The sequence below is a fragment of the Moorena producens PAL-8-15-08-1 genome (genome assembly GCF_001767235.1).
GTDB lineage: Bacteria > Cyanobacteriota > Cyanobacteriia > Cyanobacteriales > Coleofasciculaceae > Moorena > Moorena producens_A.
Map to the genome: position 1 here is coordinate 59,924 of NZ_CP017599.1, position 20,509 is coordinate 80,432.

Below are 20,509 nucleotides of genomic sequence, written 5' to 3' on the forward strand. Positions count from 1 at the left end.
CTATAGTTGATTAACTCTTCCCTATTGCCTATTGCCTATTGCCTATTGCCTATTGCCTATTGCCTATTGCCTATTGCCTATTGCCTATTGCCTATTGCCTCTTGCCTCTTGCCTATTGCCTATTGCCTATTGCCTCTTGCCTCTTGCCTATTGCCTCTTGCCTATTGCCTATTGCCTCTTGCCTATTGCCTCTTGCCTCTTGCCTATTGATCCTCTGCGCCACTCCGCTGCTTTTCGCTCCATCTCTTTGATGAACCCATCTTTTCCATCCATATAGGCTTCAATATTGTCTGGATATTTCTTAGCAAGTTCTCGCTTAAGTTCACCGTATTTATGGGCATCCTTAGGATGGGCAATCATATAATCTCGAAAGGCTAAGTGACGCTCTACCTGTAGCGAATTAACCTCAAACATATGAACATGATGTGTTCTGATTCCTATTTCATTATGTTTGCGGAAATAACGACGACCTGGTATGCCGTATTCACCCATTCCTTCATAGCCTATTGTCTCCATCCCTGAACTATTTTCATCAACTTTGGTAATGTCTTTGACTTCAACCAAAATATCAATAATCGGTTTAGCATATAGTTCTGGAATAGATGTACTCCCAATATGGTGTACAGCAATCAAGTTTTCGCCGACGGCAAGGGCAATCTGCTTTGATTCACGCTCAAATTCATCTCGCCACTTCGGGTCATGGGGAACAACTTCTACTTTTCGTGACATAACTACAGCAGTTTTATTGTAAGTATATGCGCGTAGCGCTTAAGCTGTTCGCGTAGCGTGCGCGTAGCGCTTAAGCTTACGACTATACCTGCTAAAGAACTAGCGAGCTCAGCAATCATTAAGCATAAATTAAAGAAATCCAAGGATATGCCCAACTGGGTAACCTGTTAAGTATGGTTTGATTAGACTTAACCTTGGCTAGGTCTAGACTACCTACTTAGATCTCAGTAATTTACTATAACTATGTCAGAACCAACTATAGAATCAATCCTTCAAGAAGAACGGCTGTTCCCGCCACCGAGTGACTTTTCTGAGAATGCCCAGATTAAGAGCATGGCGGAGTATCAGCAACTTTATGAACAAGCCAAAGCTGACCCCCAAGGGTTTTGGGCCCAGCTTGCAGACCAAGAACTAGACTGGTTTCAAAAGTGGGATACGGTATTAGATTGGCAACCCCCCTTTGCCAAGTGGTTTGTTGGTGGCAAGATTAATATTTCTTACAACTGTCTTGACAGACACCTCACTACCTGGCGTCGGAATAAAGCTGCCCTGATTTGGGAAGGGGAACCGGGAGACTCCCGCACTCTAACCTATGCCCAGTTACACCGGGAAGTTTGCCAGATGGCAAATGTGATCAAACAACTGGGAGTGAAAAAAGGCGATCGCGTTGGCATTTATATGCCCATGATTCCGGAAGCTGCTATTGCCATGCTAGCCTGTGCTAGAATTGGTGCTCCCCACACCGTTGTTTTTGGTGGCTTTAGTGCTGAAGCCCTCAAAGACCGACTGGTAGATGCTCAAGCTAAATTAGTAATTACTGCTGATGGGGGCTGGCGCAAAGACAAGATTGTTCCTCTGAAGATCCAAGTTGATAAAGCCCTAGAGAATAATGGCGCACCTACTGTAGAAAACGTCCTAGTGGTAGAACGCACCAAGCAAGGGATTGACATGGAACCAGAACGAGACCACTGGTGGCATGACTTGCAACCGGGAGCATCTGCTGATTGTCCAGCGGAACCGATGGATAGTGAAGATATGCTCTTCATTCTCTACACTAGCGGTACCACCGGTAAACCGAAAGGGGTCGTTCACACTACTGGTGGCTATAACCTCTACACCCACATGACTACCAAGTGGACCTTTGACCTCAAAGAGACCGATGTCTACTGGTGTACTGCTGATGTCGGCTGGATTACCGGACACAGTTACATTGTCTATGGTCCATTGTCCAATGGTGCTACTAGCCTGATGTACGAAGGGGCTCCCCGTCCTTCCAATCCCGGTTGCTTGTGGGATGTGGTCGAAAAATATGGAGTCACTATCTTCTACACTGCTCCCACTGCGATTCGTGCCTTTATTAAGATGGGAGACCAGCATCCCAACGCCCGTGATTTATCCTCCCTACGTATCCTAGGAACTGTCGGTGAACCGATTAACCCAGAAGCCTGGATGTGGTATCATCGGGTGATTGGGGGAGAACGTTGTCCCATTGTCGATACTTGGTGGCAAACTGAAACCGGAGGCTTCATGCTCACCCCCTTACCTGGTGCTACTCCCACTAAACCGGGTTCCGCTACCTTCCCCTTCCCAGGCATTATTGCTGATATTGTAGATTTAGACGGCAATCCAGTTGGGGACAATGATGGTGGTTATTTAGTTATCAAACATCCTTGGCCAAGTATGATCCGTACTGTCTATGGGGATGATGACCGTTTCCGCCGCACCTATTGGGAACACATTCAGCCAAAAGATGGCCAATACTTCTATTTTGCTGGAGATGGTGCCAGAAAAGACCCCAATGGCTATTTCTGGGTTATGGGTCGTGTCGATGATGTGTTGAATATCTCTGGTCACCGCTTAGGAACCATGGAAGTCGAGTCAGCACTGGTTTCTCATCCTTCTGTAGCTGAAGCAGCTGTAGTCGGTAAACCTGATGAGCTAAAAGGGGAAGATGTCTTTGCCTTTGTGACCTTAGAAGGCAGTTATAGCGCTAGTGACGAACTCAAGCAAGAACTAAAGCAGCACGTAGTCAAAGAAATTGGTGCGATCGCACGTCCTGGTGACATTCGCTTTACTGATGCTTTGCCCAAGACTCGTTCCGGTAAAATTATGCGACGGCTATTGCGATCGCTAGCTGCAGGTCAAGAGGTTGCTGGAGATACCTCCACTCTAGAAGACCGCAGCGTTTTGGATAAGTTACGGGAAGGGGCTTGAAAACCAGGCTTCAGGTAAGCTATCAGCTATCAGCTATCAGCTATCAGCTGATAGCTTACGCCTAATTATCTAATTGAACAGTGCCATCAATGGTATTGATCGTAATCAGATCGCCATCTTTAATCACAGAAGTAGCCGAATGGGTTCCGACAATACATGGTATGTTCATTTCCCGAGCCAAAATCGCTGCATGAGAGAGCATTCCTCCTTCATCGGTCACTATAGCACTTGCCAGTTCTAGAAGATACCATGTATTCAACTGTGCCATTGCGGTCACAAGAATATCACCTTTTTGGAAATTCTTCTTGAACTCCCTTACCTGAATCACATTATTACATCCTAAAATCCGTGCCCTTCCCCTCACTAAATTTATACCTCTCCTGTTGGCAACAATGCCTTTAAGTTGGGACGAATCAGTGCATTCCTTAACTTTTTTCCTGTATAACTTCTCTGCTTCTTGGCCATAGTAATAGGCCATTTTACCTTTCGACCATAACCCTAACATACCAGACTTCCGCTCTATCTTATCCCCTTCACTCAACTTTTCTCCGGTCTCTATGATCCGAAAGATATCCTGAATATGATAGTAGCGATTTAAGTCTTCAATGGTTTCACCGGTTCTCCTACAGATTTCTTCAAACAAGGGAATCAGATGATAATCCATTCCTGCCCAACAGCCTTTCAGCGTTGTACGAAAAGAGCTAGCAGCTTGCAGGCAATCAACAAGGTTAAGATGGATTTCTTTACCATTTAAAATCGACTTTTGTTTTTCTTTTAATTGCTGTTTTTCCGATACAATATCTTTAGCATTTTGCTGCCCATGACTATCGTAAAAGCGCTGATTCAGGGTTTTAAGAACTTCATCATAAGTGAAGTGACCCATAATAATCCAGGGATATTTTTCAGCATGTTTCAAAAGCCTTTCCCTGGAAAAGGAATGTTTGAGCAACTCCAACCAATCAAGCTGTTCCAAATTACTTATATCTAATTGAGTGGGCAGACTTAAGATCTGTAATTCCTCATCGCAAAAGTAGTGGGAAAGTTCCTGTATCAGTACCTCAGTTGCCAGAGGACCGCTGGCTTTATAGTAACCGACTGTGAAGCTGAAAGTATCAATTACTCTATTAAAAATTTGACTGATATTGGAGTCAGAGATTTCCGAAAAGGAAAGATTTTTTAATTGGTGATACAGCTGTTGATGTCTGTCCACACATTTGCTAGCTACCTTTTCAAGTATTCGCCGATAATCAGATTGTAAATAAACGTCTCCTCTTTTTCTGGCTTCCTTCACATCTCTTTTAGAAATGTAAGCAGAAGAGTTTCCATTTATTGTGTAGATTAATACATCGTCTATTTGATTCCAGATAATATCCCTGTATGTGTATAAAATATACAACCGAGAATCAATAGCCCATTGGGATTCATGGTCAGACCACCAAAATTCGTACCCACCAATCTGCCCTGATGGAGCCTCAACTAATGTCGAGGAATAATCGGTTACCTGAAGAGGAGTATTTAATTGAGATACGGGACGGCTTTGCAAGATATAAAATTGTTCATTTGCCCAAGCCCATTCAACGTCAACCGGAATACCATAAATTGATTCAATAGCAGTAATGTATCTAGTCAGGTCAATGAGTTGTTGGTCATTCAATTTGGGATTGACGCTTCCAGCCTCTCCAATATCTGCTGAGCGGATTCCACCATTACTCGCCTTTTGAACGAGAGTTTTTTGAAAAGATACGGACTTATCAATAATTTTAAATGTGGACTTATCTACCCTGTAATTATCAGGAGTAATAGAGCCAGATACCACACCCTCTCCCAAACCAAGTGCTGCCTCTATAATAATTTCATTGCTTTTCCGGCTAACAGGATTAATAGAGAAAGCTACTCCAGATATCTCACTTTCTATCATTCTTTGCACAATAACTGCCATCCCCAAGTCCGGTGAAGTATTTGATTGAATTCTAAAATAATCAATAGCCCGTCTGCTAAATAAGGAAGCCCAGCAGCGTTGAATATTAGTCCATAAATCTTTCCTTTGAGTATTTAAAAAGGTTGACATAATACCAGCCCCAGCAGCATGGGCTTGATCTTCTTCAACTGCACTAGAACGAATCGCTACAAAATCTGCATCTGCGAAAAGTTTACCATAATAATTATCAATTGTCCTCCGAAGGTCTGCGGGTATGGAAGATGAAAGGATTTGTTCATGAAGTTGCTGAGCAATTTTTTCTGCCATCTCCCATTGGCCTGCTGCTAATTTTTCTTTGAGTTTAATCCATGTACCATTGAGGCCAGAGGCAGTAATAAAATGTTGAAAAGCCGAAGTGATAATCACAAATCCTTCGGGTACCTGAAAACAATGCTTTGTTAACTCCCCTAATGAGGCTCCTTTTCCACCTGCTATAGGTCGATCATAATTTGACAGTTGATTAAATGGCTTAATGAAATCCATGGTAATATCAAATCTATTAATGTTTACTTTTTTAGTTACTATTTTATTTACTCTTTTACAAGAATGGGAATCATGGCTGTATTGTGTTGAAAGTATAAACAATCAGTAGGTGGAGAAACTTTGAAGATGATGATCCCCTTAATATCGTTTTCTGGAACACCTGCTTCAATAAGATAAGGAACTTGAGTTTCATTGAAAAGAGCTTCCCAGGAATCGTATCTATTTTTGAGAACTCCTGTTGACGTCAAATTACAATAGCTTAAAATTCCACCCTTCTTAAGCAGGGGATAAACCTTTTTGATAAATGGAAATTGGTGGGTGTGTTGTTCATCTGCATTCAAAGGATAAGTATCATAGAAAATACCATCAAATGATTCATCACTAAATGATTCTAAGACATCACATGCTAAGCCCAAGATAGGGGTTACTTGATTAACTGCACTGTTTTGGAACTCAATCAATCGTTTAAAAACATCGTCATTGGCTTCTATAATCACATGTTCTTCTGGAGCATAAGACTGAATAGCATGAGCCGATATTCCCAAGCCAAAGCCACATTCTAAGATCCGACCACCATGGCGAGTGACTAACGCCGCAAAAGCCCCCATATAAGGGGTTTCCCAACGTTCCATAACCGGATGTCCTTCGATCACCAATGTTTCATCGGTTAGGACTTCTTTTTGAGCAGACCATCGTTGGGGATCCGCGCTTGATTTTAACCCTTGATAACCGCTTTCCAAATTCATAGTCTTGACCTATTTACCCTCTTAACTTGTAATTACTATTGTTAGTTTTTAACCACAAATCGGTTGATAGTTTAAATTTGGTAAATAATCTTCACACTCACCTTTTCGGCGAATATCCCAAGTTGCACAATGAAAAGACCCCCCAAATTCAAAGACATGTCTAAAGGGTAAAGGAAAAACCTCAAATCCATGCTTATCCAACAATTCTTGGAGAGGTTTTTCTCTTTCCTCACAGATAACCTTTGTCGGTGATATACTCAGAACATTCATTGACAACCACTTACTGGACTGGCAAAACATTGGCATTTCATCATTCGAGCAAGTCGGTTGAGGAACTGTGATCAACTCCCAGCCATTCTCTTTAAAAATCTTCTCCTCCTCTTCCCGTATAGGTCTTTCAGGGTTTGTCAAAATAAGACCTGGTCGCAAAGGAACAAACGTACAGTCAATGTGTGAGGGGAAAAAATCAAGGGGAAAATGAACAGGGTGAACCCGAAATCCTCTTGGTTCTAGGTGCTTTTTTAACCACCGAATTCCTGTTCTATTTGTTGTCATCGATTCCTGAACTAATATATCCTTTCCTAATCTGCTACAGTCAGCCGCATCAAAAATTACTTCATCTTGTGTAATACAAAATTCAAAATCATGCATACGCTTAAATCGTTCTTCTAAAGACAGCTCCCAGAAATTCTCTAGATACATACTATCCTGCATAGTCGGTTTAGGCGCAGCATTCCAAATCATATGCTCGTCTTTATTCCAATATTCATAGACCAATTTCCGGTAAGGTAAGTATTCAAAAAATCTAGCTCTCTTCGACATAGTCGCTTCCATGATTTCATTCCCAAAGGTAATCATGACATCCCGAGGACAGACTCCACAGTATTGATTTGCAACTTCAAAGTAAGGTGTTTTTAGAGATTTAGTAAAATCAATTTTTTCGGGTCTTCTTACTATCACATCGTGGTCTTTTAATAAATAAGCCAGTCCATTTAATTCTTCATTAGCTTTTTCAAGGACTTTAGGGTCTTTAGGTCCACTGGGGAAAGGAATGATTTCCGCTAAATTTTGATTTCTTAATTTCGGATGATTCCCTGGTTCTTTTGGTTCAAAGCTAGCATAGTCTGCAATTCCTACCACCATTTCTTCCAATTCATCCCATTCATTCCAGGAATTAACAATTTTTTCCGACATTTCTGATCTCCTTATCTATAACGTACTAGCTAAATTTTTGCTAAATTTTGTGCGTTGCCTAAATGCGGGATAATTTTAATAGTTTTGTAGAATGGGCATCTTGCGTGGAACTGGCATCTTGCCAGTTTCATGCTTATTTTCGGTTCAAATAGCTTTTAGGAGAAGCACCCCTAAAAAATACAGATGATGCTGTTATCAAAGTTTAAATCCATAACAGCTGACAGAGTTTCCCTTCAGCCACGGCAAAAATCCAATTGAGTATAAGTAGAGTACCTACAAATACAGAATCAATTTTTTGACATTTATCATTTGAATTTAAAACAACTTTTTTTATTTTTAAGAACAGGTTAAAACAGATTATCACAAATTTGCTTGCACTTTTCAAGAAAATTTACATTTTTTTACAAAATGCTCAATTTATTTATAGATTTACTTAAGATTATATATAGTTGATTGTAAAACCTAATCAGTAGTCAACTTGATACGATCTGACTAGTATTTTTATTGATAGATGATAGTCAACCGTTAACTGTCAACTATCAATAAAAATCGCAAAAACTCGTTCACGTAACACATTTATTATTCTTAAATAAATTTTTTATACAATTACTTGACAAAACACCAATTTATATCACCTCAAATCCCAGCACCCTAACCCAAGATAAATAACAAGACCATTTCACCAAAAAGACTGACCACGAATAAATTCATGGTGTCGCCGTTAATGCCCTAACTAATAGGTGCACCATTTCGCCCCTCCCAAACTGATGCGCGATGATTTGTCATCACCAGGACTTACGCAACCTATCTATTTCTAGGGTGCGTAAGTCCTGTTGATATCGGAAAGATTAATCAGGAAATTTGTCTTTTAAACCTTGATTAAAGCTTTGTCTACTAGACCTAAAGAAGCCAAAATCTAAAACTATTCTCCAAAATCCTTTCCTGTTGCTTGTTGCCTGTTGCCTGTTTGCTATTTCTCCAAAACTTTTACTTCTAGATAAAGATAAAGGAGCTACAATCCGTAACACTTTCTCCAATAGCGAAGGAAAGAAACGCTGACACCATATAGCTAAATGACTTTGCCATCCCACTAAAATTTCCGATGAGTTCTTCTCCAGTTTGGCGACTAGCACCTTAGCGACTTGTTGAGGAGTCATCGGCAACACCCAGCGAAACAACTGTAATCCTCGCGCCATATCAGTATCTGTTAACGATGGCAGTAAAGCCATTACCCGGATATTTTGTGGCGCTAACTCTCCCCGTAACGCTTGGGTAAAACCAACAATTCCAAATTTGGTAGCGGAATAGCTTGCCATCGTCGGTGCTGCTACCTTACCCATTAAACTAGAAACATTGACAATAGTGCCTTCTCGTCGTACTGCCATGCGTCGCCCAATTAGACGAGTCATTGTGTACATACCCATTAAATTCGTGGCGATTTCTTCCTGTAAGTTTTGCAGTTTGGATTCTAGAAAAGGAGCTTGATGAGCAACGCCAGCACAGTTAACCAACAAATCAATTGGTCCGTAACTTCGCCAAGCTCGTGCGATCGCAATATTGACTCCTACTATTTGGGTTAGATCTAAGACGAGCGTCACAACTAGTACCCCTTGTCGTTCAATCTCAGCCGCCACTTCTGCTAAACGTTGGCGATTTCGCGCCACCAACAGTAAGCGTCTTATTCCTTGTTGGGCTAACTCCAGAGCGATCGCTCTGCCAATACCACGTGAGGCTCCGGTAACCAGAGCCGTTTTTCCCTGAATCTTCATGTGCTACAATACCTATAGTTGAAAACAAGCAAGCATCGGATGCGTCGCTAAACCCACTCAGACTCAAATTAGTCGCAGTGAAGTTAGTGACACTGAAGCTATTGACAGTGAAATCTTGCTCCCACGCAAGGGTTATCCGTAGGCAGTTCAAAATTGGTAAAGACTACCTACAAATAATTGATGGCAACAGCCTTATCCCCGACCCTAGCTATCGGACTATTGGCTAAGGGAGTCAAAGCAGCGGCAATTTGCCATTCAGTCTGGTGGATAACTCGTTAAGATATTTCTCCCCGGTTTGTTGCGGAAACTTGGTAGGAATCAGTGGCAGAAATATCCTTCAAATCATTTTGGCATCACTTAATCAATCCGTAGCCAAAATCGGTGTTGATGTAGAGCATGGTTGGTACCCTCCTTGAAATGAGTATTTACCAGTAACTAAGCCATAAGCCTACACTAACAACACCAACTCTCAACTGCAACATATATTAACATAAACCTATTGTTTTTTACATTTATATACGAAAAATTCATACATCAATTAGGATGAAGCATTTAGTCAATATTGCTTGAACCCCTTACCAAATCTAGGATTGAGTCGTTTACTTCCTAAATTTTGTTTTTTTGTTCAACAATAAAAAATATGAGAAAATTAACAAAGTGTTCAGGTAGATTGAAAAATTCCGCTCATCCTAGACCTGGCTAGTCGTGGGATGAGCGGGTGATTTTGTTCAAGTAGATTAAAAATTTCCGCTCATCCTAGACCTGGCTAGTCGTGGGATGAGCGGTTCATTTTTAGATAAATGTCAAATAACTAGTAAGTACACAAGTACAACAATTACACACAACTGTGAATGCCGATAGAGGGAAAAGTTGCCAAAATGAACTCACCCCCCACCAAGAATAGCATTACACAGTAGCATTACATAGTAGGATTACACAGTCATGATGTCTTTTTCTTTAGCCGCGAACACTTCATCAACTTTTTTTGTGTATTTATTCGTCAACTTCTGAATCTCCTCCTGCAAATCCCGTGACTCATCCTCAGAGATTTCCTTATTTTTTTCCTCTTTTCGGACAGAGTCAACGGCATCACGACGGATATTGCGAATCGATACTCGACCTTCCTCCGCAAACTTACTTGCCATTTTGACAAATTCTTTACGGCGCTCGCTAGTGAGTGGAGGAATATTTAACCGCACAACTTCACCATTGTTGTTCGGAGGCAAATCCAGATCCGAAAGAGTAATTGCTTTCTCGATCTGGCTCAGCATACTTTTGTCGTAAGGTTGGATGGTGATTGTACTAGCGTCTGGCGTGTTGATATTAGCCAAAGATTTCAGGGGGGTTGGGGTACCATAGTACTCAACCATCACCCGATCCAATAGACTAGTACTGGCGCGACCAGTCCTAATGGTATTGAACGCCCGTTGAGTTGCCTCAACAGCTTTCTGCATACTGGTTTCGACATCAGCTAATTGCACAGGAACCTCCCACTATTGTTCCAACAGTTTCTCCCATAACAGCGCGGTGAATATTACCCCGCACCCTTAGATCAAATACCATAATTGGGAGGTTATTCTCTTTACATAATGCGATCGCAGTACTATCCATCACCCGCAAATCCTGACTTAGGACATGGCTATAAGTCAGGCTCTGATACCGTCGGGCATTAGGATTCAGCTTAGGATCACAATCATAAATACCATCAACTTTAGTTGCCTTAAATATTACCTCAGCATCGATTTCTGCCGCTCGTAAAGCAGCGGTGGTGTCAGTGGTAAAAAAGGGATTACCACTACCTGCACCAAAAATAACCACTCGTCCCTTTTCCAGGTGGCGAATGGCACGACGCCTGATATACGGTTCTGCCACTTCCTGCATTTCGATGGCAGTTTGCACCCGTGTCGGGATATCGTTTCGTTCTAGAGCATCTTGCAAAGTCAAGGCATTCATCACTGTGGCAATCATACCGATATAATCAGCAGTTGCCCGATCCATCCCCCCCGCTGCAGCTTTGAGTCCGCGAAATATATTGCCACCACCGACAACGATTGCCATTTGAACACCTTCATTCAAAACGGCAGCCACTTCAGCTGCGATTTCCTGAACCACTTCCGGTGAGATGCCGTAGCCCAAATTGCCCATCAAGGCTTCACCGCTCAATTTTAGTAAAACCCTTCGGTATTTTATCCCCATGCCACGACTCTTTGTTATGAAATTGTTATCCACATCAAGATAACAGTCAAATTTGTCATTCGTCATAGGTCATAGCTGATCCCTCATCCGTGATCGCTCATTTTTAATCCCAGCTTAAGGATTATCGCCACTGAATAGGACTACCAGTTACCTTAGTTGATTGTGGTGAAATCTCTTGCCCTGTTAAAAGAGACGCGATCGCACTATTGAAGTAATGGGCTTGTACTGCGTCACCATCTTGGGGATTATCATCAATTGACCCATTATAGCATACAATTCCCTTATGGTCAATTAAAAATGCCTCAGTGGTTTTCTGGGCACCAAAGCTGTGAGCTACGTCTTGAGTTGGATCCCAAAGGTAAGGAAAATTCAATTGCTGAGTTTGGCAGAACTGCTTCATTTCCTCAAAACTCTCTGCGGGGTACTGATAAACATCATTGGCATTAATGCCCACTAGGGTAAAACCTTGATGTTCAAACTGGTCTTGAATCTGTTTGAGTCTTGGGATGTAGCAATTGACATAGGGGCAGTTGTTGCCTAAGAAAATAACTCCCACTCCTGAGAAACGTTCTAAGTAACGGCAGAGATGGTGAACCTGCTCATCAGTTCCCGGCAATTCAAAATCCGGAGCATAACTGCCAATGGTGATGATGATTTTTTCTATAGTCATGGGTGATGGGTGATGGGTGATGGTTCATGGGTCATGGATTATGGGTCAACTCCCTTTACAATACAAGCTTTGCTTAAGGGGAGATGATGCGATCGCTAATTAGCTCATAGACGAATTTAGCATCAAGGGGAAATTTCCCGACCCAATTCTAAATCAAGGGTATTCGACCTGCTCAGATGCTAAAAGAGCTTCTGGAGCATTTTGGCAACCTTCACCATAGGTTGTCGTGGCTGAATAGGCAATCCGTAAAATCACCACTCTTGCAGCTGACTATTTACTAGAAAACTAAACACTGAAAGCCCCGCATCGCGATTATCGGGGATGAAAGTGACCAGCGAGTTTAGTCGCCGTAAAAAAACTTCCATCAAGAGGTTGTCGCTACATTAGCGCCATAGTATAATTGAAGTATAGGGTACAGGCTGAAAAACCGCAGGCTGAGCCGGGAGAGAGACCCGTAACTTACCGACCTGAAAGTAGTAATGCCCGGAGGGTAGGGAAAATCCTCCTTAAAAACCCAACCATTGACTACCAATCGATGTGTGAACCCAGCAAGATCACAACTTGAGAAAACAACGGTACGGCGGGGCACGCCGAAACCAGGTGAAACAGGGAAGCAACGGACTTTATAAGGCACTTCTCAATAAGTAACTAAACGCCCAAGGAGATTAGCCCGCTGGGTCTTTTGTGAGCTAAACTGAAACCTTGGTTTTGACGGGGCTTTGGTTTAGATATTGCTTAGTTTTTGGCAGCTTCAAAGATTAAGACACAAAGGTTTAAGGCCGATCGTAGATCTGGGAATCCCCGTCTCTGAGCGAGCGGGGAGTGTCAAAAAATGTAAAGGTAACGCTATGGCATAACTTGGGATTTTTTGATCATGTCTTCCTCTTTCACAGCCCCAATCAGGGATCAGATTGAAACAAAAACCTGGATGTGGCAGGGCTTTTCCATTGGGTATAAAGCTTACGGTAATTCTGGACCAGCTGTGGTTATGGTCCATGGCTTTGGGGCATCTTCCGGACATTGGCGCAAGACCTTGCCAGTGTTGGGGGAAAACTGCCGATGTTATGCCATTGATTTGATTGGCTTTGGCGCTTCAGCTAAACCAACTCCTGGTATAGAGATAGACTATACCTTTGAAACCTGGGGGCAACAAATTGCCGATTTCTGTCGGGAGGTGGTTGGTGGTCCGGCTTTTTTAGTCGGAAACTCTATCGGCTGTATTGCCCTGATGCAAACCGCTGTAGATAATCCAGAGCTAGCTAAAGGAGTCGCCCTGCTCAACTTTTCTCTACGACTACTCCATGAGCGTAAACGGGCTGAACTCCCTTGGTATCAGCGTCTTGGCGCACCAGTACTTCAACGATTCTTAAAAATTAAGTGGGTTGGCCAGTATTTTTTTAGTCAGCTGGCTAAGCCTAAAGTAGTGCGTAATATTCTGTTGCAAGCCTACTGCCGTCCAGAAGCTGTCACTGATGAACTGGTTGATCTAATCATGGCACCAGCAGCTGATCCCGGTGCAGCTGATGTTTTTATTGCTTTTACTAACTATTCTCAAGGACCTCTACCAGAAGACCTGATCCCAATTTTGCCTTGTCCTGCGATCATACTATGGGGCAGCGAAGACCCCTGGGAACCCATTGACTTGGGACGAGAATTAGCTAAATTCCCGACTGTAGAAAAGTTTATTCCTTTAGAAGGTTTGGGTCATTGTCCCCAAGATGAAGCACCAGAGATAGTCAACCCGATTTTGCTCAATTGGATTGGGGAAAACCCGGTTAAAGGTTGAAGGTTGACGGTTGACGGTTAGCTGGTTGAAGGTTGAAGGTTGAAGGTTGAAGGTTAGTTGGTTGAAGGTTTAAGGTTTAAGGTTACCCAGTTGAAGGTTGAGTTAACAACAATCGCGATCGCAAATCTCCCAACACCTTCCCAACGCCACTAGTACTCTTAACCCAACACCATTACCCAGCATTACCCTAAGATTAAACCTTTAACTTTTACCCTTCAACTTTTAACTTTAAACTTTTAACCTTCAACCGATTAACAACTTTCAACCGGTTAACCTTCAACCTTCAACCGTCCTTGACTGCTACTAGCTCTAATTGATAGCGATAGAGAGCCACAGGTTTTTCCAAGGCTTTAAAGTAATCGGGGTCTTGTGGTGACAGATAAACCGCTGTGACTTGGTCAGCCTTAATAATCGGACTAGGTGATTTATAGAACTGATATGCTGTTGTGGTTTCTACTTCGTTGAAAAAAGGTCGGCGAGTACCCCGAAAGACTTGGTTGACAACTTCTGTGGCATTGAACTACCCCACCCTATAGAGGGATGGGGATTCTTTCCTAGGCTCAACCTTAACGGTTGATAGCTCCGTAGGCGTAACTTTCCCACGTCCCGTGGGTAGCTCGGTAGGGTCAAATCCCAGTTTTTTCAGACCCTTGATTTTGATGTTCACGGCACCGTTTGCATCAGCATCATCGTGGTATCCGCATTCGGTACAGACGAACTTTTCTCCTTTGCGGTTGTCTTTGCTGATGTGGTGACACTTAGGACACTCTCTTGAGGTGTTCTGAGGCGGTACTTTGACTACAGGTATGCCTGACTTCGCAGCCACGACTTCAACCTTGTTAAGCAACTCACCCCATGCAGCGTCCGAGATCGCCCGGTTTAAACCGCGCTTAGCAGATTGACCATTGTGATCATAACCACCATTCTGATTAGGTTTGGGTTTACACCGAGACTTCATACCTTTGATGTTCAAGTCTTCAAACACCAAGGCATCGACATTATCAGTTAGTTGATTAGCAACTTCCCAATGATACCCAGACCTCTTGTTCTCTAGCTGCTGGTGTAAGTAAGCGACCTTTCCGAACGCTTTTTTGCGGTTTTTAGACCCTTTTTTCTTTCGACTAGCAGCACGCTGTCTGATTTTCAATCGTCGTGATAGCCGTTTATGTTTTAAACCCTTCACCGGGTTAGGTATAAATTCACCTTCCGAGGTACTGATTAATTTTTTGATACCTAAGTCGCAACCCTTCACCCGATCGGGGTTAATCTCATCTTTAGTCTTTGTCGGGGCTACAGGAACAGACTTATCCTCAATTTGGACGCTAACGAACCATCCTTTAGCCTTTCTGCGGACGGTGACAGACTTGATTTGAAACCCACAGGGAATAGGTCTGGAGTTATAGAATTGCATCCACCCAATACCCGGTAGGTAGATATGATGCCCTTTGATTTTAACTTGCTTAGGCGCGTAGTTAAAACTTCTGAATCTAGAACGACGCTTAGGTTTAGGGTAGCCAGCACCCTCTTTAAAAAACTTCGAGAATGCCCGATCTAACTGCCGTAACATCTGCTGTAAGACAGTTGAGTGAATCCCTTTGTACCAAGGGCGCTCCTTTTTCAGTGTCGGTAGACTCGAACTTTGCACTTCGTAAGGGTTTCGTTTAGGGTTTTTACCTTTTTTCCAGGGGTAACCTACGGATGTCGATTTGTTAACCGAACAGGTCAAAGGACAAGCTGACCCCTTAGTCTGTAGGTTGCAGTATTCTCCCATTTTCGGAGCTTTCACCTGCTCATAAGACTCGTTCCTATCCCGTAATAGATAGTTGTACTGCGCTAAAAGCATATTTAACCACTGATTCATGGTGGTCACCTGCTCTAGGCTAGGGCATAACTTGTAGACGTATCCGTAATGCACGATATCGACCTCAAATTTCCTGTTAGAATACTATTAGTATAGTCGAGTATTCTAGAAATGACAACCCCTAAACCGCAAAAATCTCAAAAAAGAATGCGAGGAGTCCCTGTGCATTACGATCAGCTCAAAAAAGTACACGGCGTAATGCTGACAGACTACGCTTGGAACAAACTGAGGCGGATGGCACAAAAGAATGGAGTGAGCGCAGGGGAATTTATAGAGAGATTGATTAGGGGTATCGAAGAAAGTTGAGAGGGGCTATTCATCCCCATCCCTATAGACGGATGGGGATGAATAGCCCCTCTCAAACTCTTCCCATTTGATAATCGATGATTTTACTGACTTTTACTTCAATTACTGGTAATTAAAATTAATCTTATTAGCTTACCATAGAGAGCTTCAAACTATTTTGCAATATCAAAAATATTTAGTGAAGTTAATATAAATTAACGGGAACAAAGTTAATCAGTAATATTCATAATAAAAGTGTATATATAATACTAGTGTATATACTGATATCTTCATAAAGGCTTCAAGATTTCAGTTAAGGTCACCAGCCTGATGTTTACCAAACCCTGACTCATAGTACTATTCCCCTCAGTATTGTGATTCAGTGTGATTCCGTGTGATTCCGTGTGATTCACTCCTAAGCAGCTGATACCCCAGGGTGCATCTGACCTCAGCTTAAAAACAGACGTATTAGGAAATTGCTAATCTCATCCTGTAGTTGACTAATGCATTTTGGAATTCAGGATAGCCGATTAAAAACGATATTACCCATGAGCCAAATCAAATTAGCTGTGAGTCAAATCAGCCAGTCCCTGGCAGCCGTATCTTTGTTGGTAGCCCATATTGGTGTCATGCCAACTCAAGCACAGCCTATTCCAGCCGATGATGGCACTCAGACCCAAGTCACCCCAAATTCCAGTGGCAATCAATTTGACATTGATGGTGGCATTCGCTCTGGAGATAATCTCTTTCACAGCTTTCAGGAGTTTGGTTTAGACCAAGACCAAATTGCTAACTTCCTATCTCAACCGGGTATACAAAACATTCTGAGTCGGGTCACCGGTGGTAATGCTTCTGTGATCAACGGTCTGATAAAAATCACAGGGGAGGGCAACCCTAACCTGTTTTTAATGAACCCAGCGGGGATAATTTTTGGTGCTAATGCCCAGCTGAATGTACCCGCTTCATTCACCGCAACTACGGCGACTAGGATTGGCTTTGGTGATGACAATTGGTTTAATGCCTTTAGTGCCAATGACTACTCTACCTTAGTCGGTACACCCAGTGCCTTTGCGTTTGATACATCCGAGACACCGGGACTAATTTTTAATGAGGGTAAGCTAGAAGTCGCAGCAGGCAATAACCTCAGTTTAATCGGTGGTACTGTCATCAACACCAATCAACTGGAGCTTCCAGACGCAACAATTACTATAGCTGCTGTGCCTGGGGAACGTTTGGTAAAAATTAGCCAGCCAGGAAGTTTGCTGAATTTGGAAGTTGAACCCCTACCCTCAGATGCTTCCACAGCTGAACAATCTTTTACACCGCTCTCTTTACCGAAGCTATTAACCGGGGATGGTGTCAGTCATGCCACAGAATTCACGGATAATGGTGATAATAAAACCGTGACCTTGACTAGTTCTGGCATCACTATAGCCCCTGGGGATGTAACTGTTAAGGACCTAACAGCACAAAGAGCAATCCTGTCTGCCAACAATAACTTGACTGTTTCTGCCAACAATAACCTGACTCTGACGGAAAGCCAGCTATCTAGTAAGAACACCACCCTGTCTGCCAACAATGACTTGACTCTGAGTGCAAGTGAGATATCTAGCGATAACATTACCCTGTCTGCTAACAATAACCTCAATTTGAGCGAAAGCCAGCTATCTACCACGGGGGACTTAACCCTATTGGCTAAGGAGACGGTGCGGATTAGGGACACAGCAGATAATTCCTTCCAAGCGGTAGCAGGAGGAAACCTCAAGATTCAGGGGGATGGGGGCGTGAACCAGGATCAGGGCATTAAGCAGGATCCGGGCATTGATATCCTAGCACTGAAGAATTCCGACACCCGCTTCCAGAGTGGTGGCGACCTGAGCTTGGTCAGCGATGGCAGGATCTCTACAGATGCTCACTTTGCCAGTGGCGGTAATTTCTCAATTGAGAATTTAGCTGGTGAACCAAAAAACTTTTTTAGCCTCCAAGACCCAATTATCACGGCTGTTGGGGATGTTACCTTTGGGGATTACACAGGGTCTTCTCTTAAAGTAGAGTCCACAGGAAATATTGAAGCTGGGAATATCACAATCACTGTACCAGATACTGGGCTAGCAGATTTAGACTCAGAGTTAACAGATACTCAGCGAGAAAATTTATTAGAGTTAGTTTCCACTTCAAAGCGTAACGAATTAGATAGTGACACGTTAAACAAATTAGAGAATCAAACCTTAAAAACTACTCGTGCCGTGATTTTAAGGGCGGGTTTGAATAAAGATGAATTGAGCAATCAAGTTACCGACAATTCTGGAAATGCTTCATCCGAAGGGAGTATCACCATTGGCAATATAAACACCAGTAATCCTGGGAATGGTCGTAATAATAATGCTCCTGGAATTCAAAATAATAATGCTGGTCCTGTAATCTTATCTGCTAAAGGTGACATTATTTTTGGCAATAGTGGTTTAACGTTTACCCAAATAAGAACCACAGAAACCAATGGTAGTAATTCTGGTAATGTATTTTTGGAAACCAAAGAGGGCAGTATTACGACAGGGGGACAAACAGTCGAGATAAGAATCAACACCCAGGTAGAACTCCCTGGTAATGCTGGTAAAGTAACGTTTCAGGTTCCAAATTTAGATAATATCGACTTTGATAAGTTTAAGTTGCAGATCAATACAGCAGCTGGGAGTGCTCGTAATGGTGCTAATCTAATTGGTAATGCTGGTGATATAGAGTTTGTTAGTCAGCAAGAGAGCAGCCCAGAGCAGGAACAACAAATAAGAGATCAAATCCAGGGAGATTTGCGGGCTTTCGGTGGAGGGGGTATAGGTGATTTGATTTTTAGCCGTTTTCCCGAATCTGAGACGAATCCTAACCCAATAGAACCAATAGAACCAATAGAACCGATAGAACCGATAGAACCGATAGAACCGATAGAACCAATAGAACCGATAGAACCGATAGAACCGATAGAACCGATAGAACCGATAGAACCGATAGAACCGATAGAGCCTGGCCCTGACACAAGTAAGCCCAACGGTAGAAACAATGGTGACCAGCCTGCCGTTTCCCCCTCTGACAAGACTATAAGTGACACGCAAGAACCCTCTAGTTCAGACCCTGGTAATTCAGACCCTGGTAATTCAGACCCTGGTAGTTCAGACCCTGGTAGTTCAGACCCTGGTACTTCAGAACCTGGAAGCCCTACTGCTTCATCTCAATCAAATTCCACAACTGAAGAAGTTTCACCTGAAAGTGACCCAGTTTATTTAATTGAAGAAGCCTTCACCAAAGAATATGAGTCACACTTTCAGCGACCGTTTAAGGCCAAAATCAACACTCAGAATGATGTCCGCAATCGGACTCGGGAGCTTGAGAGGGAGACAGGGCTAAAGACTGCCGTTATTTACGTCAGTTTTGTCGAAAATTCCAGTACATTACCAGGCACTCGATGTCAAGCTCCCTCAATCCCTGTTTCCAAAATCGACCGACGGTTTGGTTACCGACTCTCTGAGGTTCCTCAAGCACCAGAGCGTTGCTTACCACAACCAAATGACCAGCTGGAACTGTTGGTGATCACAGCTGAAGGTAATCCAATTGTGCGGCAAATCAATGGTGCCAGTCGTGATCAAGTCCTAGCTGTGACCAATAGATTTCAGCGATCGCTTAGCAATGCCGACAGCTTGGATGCCAAAGACCACCTAAATTCAGGTGAGCAACTTTATCGATGGATCATAGCGCCCTTACAGAAGGAATTAAACGCCCGCAAGATTCAGAGCCTAATATTTGCTATGGATGAGGGTTTGCGCTCTCTACCCCTAGCAGCTATCTACGATGGGCAACAATATCTGGTTGAGAAATATGGTGTTAACTTGGTACCTAGTCTGAGCTTAACCTATTCTCGTCACACAGATGTGAGACCCTTCCGGGTTCTGGCAATGGGAGCATCGAAATTTCCTTATCAACAGCCTTTGCCTGGGGTAGAAGTGGAGTTAACCACCATCACTGAAAAACTGTGGAAAGGTCGCTCTTTTCTCAACGAAGCCTTTACTATGGACAATTTAAGGGCTCAACGAGAACAGCAGCAATATGGGATCATTCACCTAGCCACCCATGCAGAGTTCAACCCAGGAACTCCTAACGATTCCTACATTCAGATGTGGAACCACAAACTAAGGCTGTATGAAATGGAAAATTTGCTTTATGAGCCATCGGTAGAGTTATTGGTACTGAGTGCTTGCCGAACTGCTTTGGGCAATCGAGAAGCAGAGTTGGGTTTTGCTGGGTCGGCCTTTCAGGCAGGAGTTGACTCGACTTTGGCAACCCTTTGGTATGTCAGTGATCAAGGTGCTCTGGGGCTGACTACTGAGTTTTACCGTCAGTTGAAAAAGACATCGAGTAAAAGCGAAGCCTTGCGACAGGCACAGTTAGCGATGATTCAAGGCAATGTGCGTATCGAGAATAATCAGTTATATGGCTCGGGCAAGAACATCTCGTTACCGCCAGAATTGTCAGGACCAGGAAAACAAAGCTTTTCTCATCCCTACTATTGGGCTGCTTTCACTCTGGTTGGGGATCCCTAGTTTATACCAATT

General features: G+C 43.0%; 13 protein-coding genes and 1 pseudogene. 4 read left to right on the plus strand and 10 right to left on the minus strand.

The window, feature by feature from the left end:
• Positions 1–6 precede the first annotated feature (6 nt).
• Positions 7–210, plus strand: a complete 204-nt coding sequence (locus BJP34_RS35785) for a hypothetical protein (RefSeq protein WP_158516911.1) — start codon at positions 7–9, stop codon at positions 208–210.
• On the opposite strand, the gene BJP34_RS00280 is transcribed toward BJP34_RS35785, so the two are convergent.
• Positions 169–729: a GrpB family protein gene (locus tag BJP34_RS00280; RefSeq protein ID WP_070390598.1), complete on the minus strand. Its 561-nt coding sequence runs from the start codon at positions 727–729 to the stop codon at positions 169–171. The two genes, BJP34_RS35785 and BJP34_RS00280, sit on opposite strands and share 42 nt — an antisense overlap.
• A gap of 243 nt (positions 730–972) precedes the next feature.
• Here BJP34_RS00280 and acs point away from each other — a divergent pair, with 243 nt between their 5' ends.
• Positions 973–2,943, plus strand: a complete 1,971-nt coding sequence (gene acs, locus BJP34_RS00285) for an acetate--CoA ligase (RefSeq protein ID WP_070390599.1) — start codon at positions 973–975, stop codon at positions 2,941–2,943.
• Between the two features lie 61 nt (positions 2,944–3,004).
• Here the strand turns inward: acs and BJP34_RS00290 are convergent, their stop codons facing one another.
• From BJP34_RS00290 to BJP34_RS00320, 7 genes are all read right to left on the minus strand, one after another.
• The gene (locus BJP34_RS00290) at positions 3,005–5,404 is read right to left on the minus strand and encodes a PEP/pyruvate-binding domain-containing protein (RefSeq protein WP_070390600.1); all 2,400 of its coding nucleotides are present in this window, start codon (positions 5,402–5,404) and stop codon (positions 3,005–3,007) included.
• 47 nt (positions 5,405–5,451) lie between these two features.
• Positions 5,452–6,150, minus strand: coding sequence for a class I SAM-dependent methyltransferase (locus BJP34_RS00295; protein ID WP_070390601.1), 699 nt, complete (start codon positions 6,148–6,150; stop codon positions 5,452–5,454).
• A gap of 48 nt (positions 6,151–6,198) precedes the next feature.
• Positions 6,199–7,344, minus strand: coding sequence for a glycine amidinotransferase (locus BJP34_RS00300; RefSeq protein ID WP_070390602.1), 1,146 nt, complete (start codon positions 7,342–7,344; stop codon positions 6,199–6,201).
• Between the two features lie 848 nt (positions 7,345–8,192).
• The gene (locus BJP34_RS00305; RefSeq protein ID WP_083304927.1) at positions 8,193–9,113 is read right to left on the minus strand and encodes an SDR family NAD(P)-dependent oxidoreductase; all 921 of its coding nucleotides are present in this window, start codon (positions 9,111–9,113) and stop codon (positions 8,193–8,195) included.
• 932 nt (positions 9,114–10,045) lie between these two features.
• Complete coding sequence (gene frr, locus BJP34_RS00310; RefSeq protein ID WP_070390603.1) at positions 10,046–10,594, minus strand: ribosome recycling factor; 549 nt, start codon at positions 10,592–10,594, stop codon at positions 10,046–10,048.
• The gene (gene pyrH / locus BJP34_RS00315) at positions 10,581–11,309 is read right to left on the minus strand and encodes a UMP kinase (RefSeq protein WP_070396416.1); all 729 of its coding nucleotides are present in this window, start codon (positions 11,307–11,309) and stop codon (positions 10,581–10,583) included. Before pyrH ends, frr begins: the two co-directional genes overlap by 14 nt.
• A gap of 121 nt (positions 11,310–11,430) precedes the next feature.
• Positions 11,431–11,979: a thioredoxin family protein gene (locus tag BJP34_RS00320; protein ID WP_070390604.1), complete on the minus strand. Its 549-nt coding sequence runs from the start codon at positions 11,977–11,979 to the stop codon at positions 11,431–11,433.
• A gap of 874 nt (positions 11,980–12,853) precedes the next feature.
• Between BJP34_RS00320 and BJP34_RS00325 the strand changes: the two genes are divergently transcribed.
• Entirely contained in the window at positions 12,854–13,765 is a 912-nt protein-coding gene (locus tag BJP34_RS00325) for an alpha/beta fold hydrolase (protein ID WP_070390605.1), read from the plus strand.
• A 283-nt stretch (positions 13,766–14,048) separates the two neighbouring features.
• Here the strand turns inward: BJP34_RS00325 and BJP34_RS46885 are convergent.
• Both BJP34_RS46885 and BJP34_RS00330 read right to left on the minus strand, forming a co-directional pair.
• Positions 14,049–14,273, minus strand: a pseudogene (locus BJP34_RS46885) (DUF6816 family protein); the annotation flags it as partial.
• 12 nt (positions 14,274–14,285) lie between these two features.
• On the minus strand, positions 14,286–15,680 hold the full coding sequence (locus BJP34_RS00330) for an RNA-guided endonuclease InsQ/TnpB family protein (RefSeq protein WP_149030711.1): 1,395 nt from the start codon (positions 15,678–15,680) through the stop codon (positions 14,286–14,288).
• A 779-nt stretch (positions 15,681–16,459) separates the two neighbouring features.
• Between BJP34_RS00330 and BJP34_RS00340 the strand changes: the two genes are divergently transcribed.
• Positions 16,460–20,497 (plus strand): CHAT domain-containing protein, encoded by a 4,038-nt coding sequence (locus BJP34_RS00340; RefSeq protein WP_149030712.1) that lies wholly within the window; start codon positions 16,460–16,462, stop codon positions 20,495–20,497.
• The last annotated feature ends 12 nt before the right edge of the window (positions 20,498–20,509 follow it).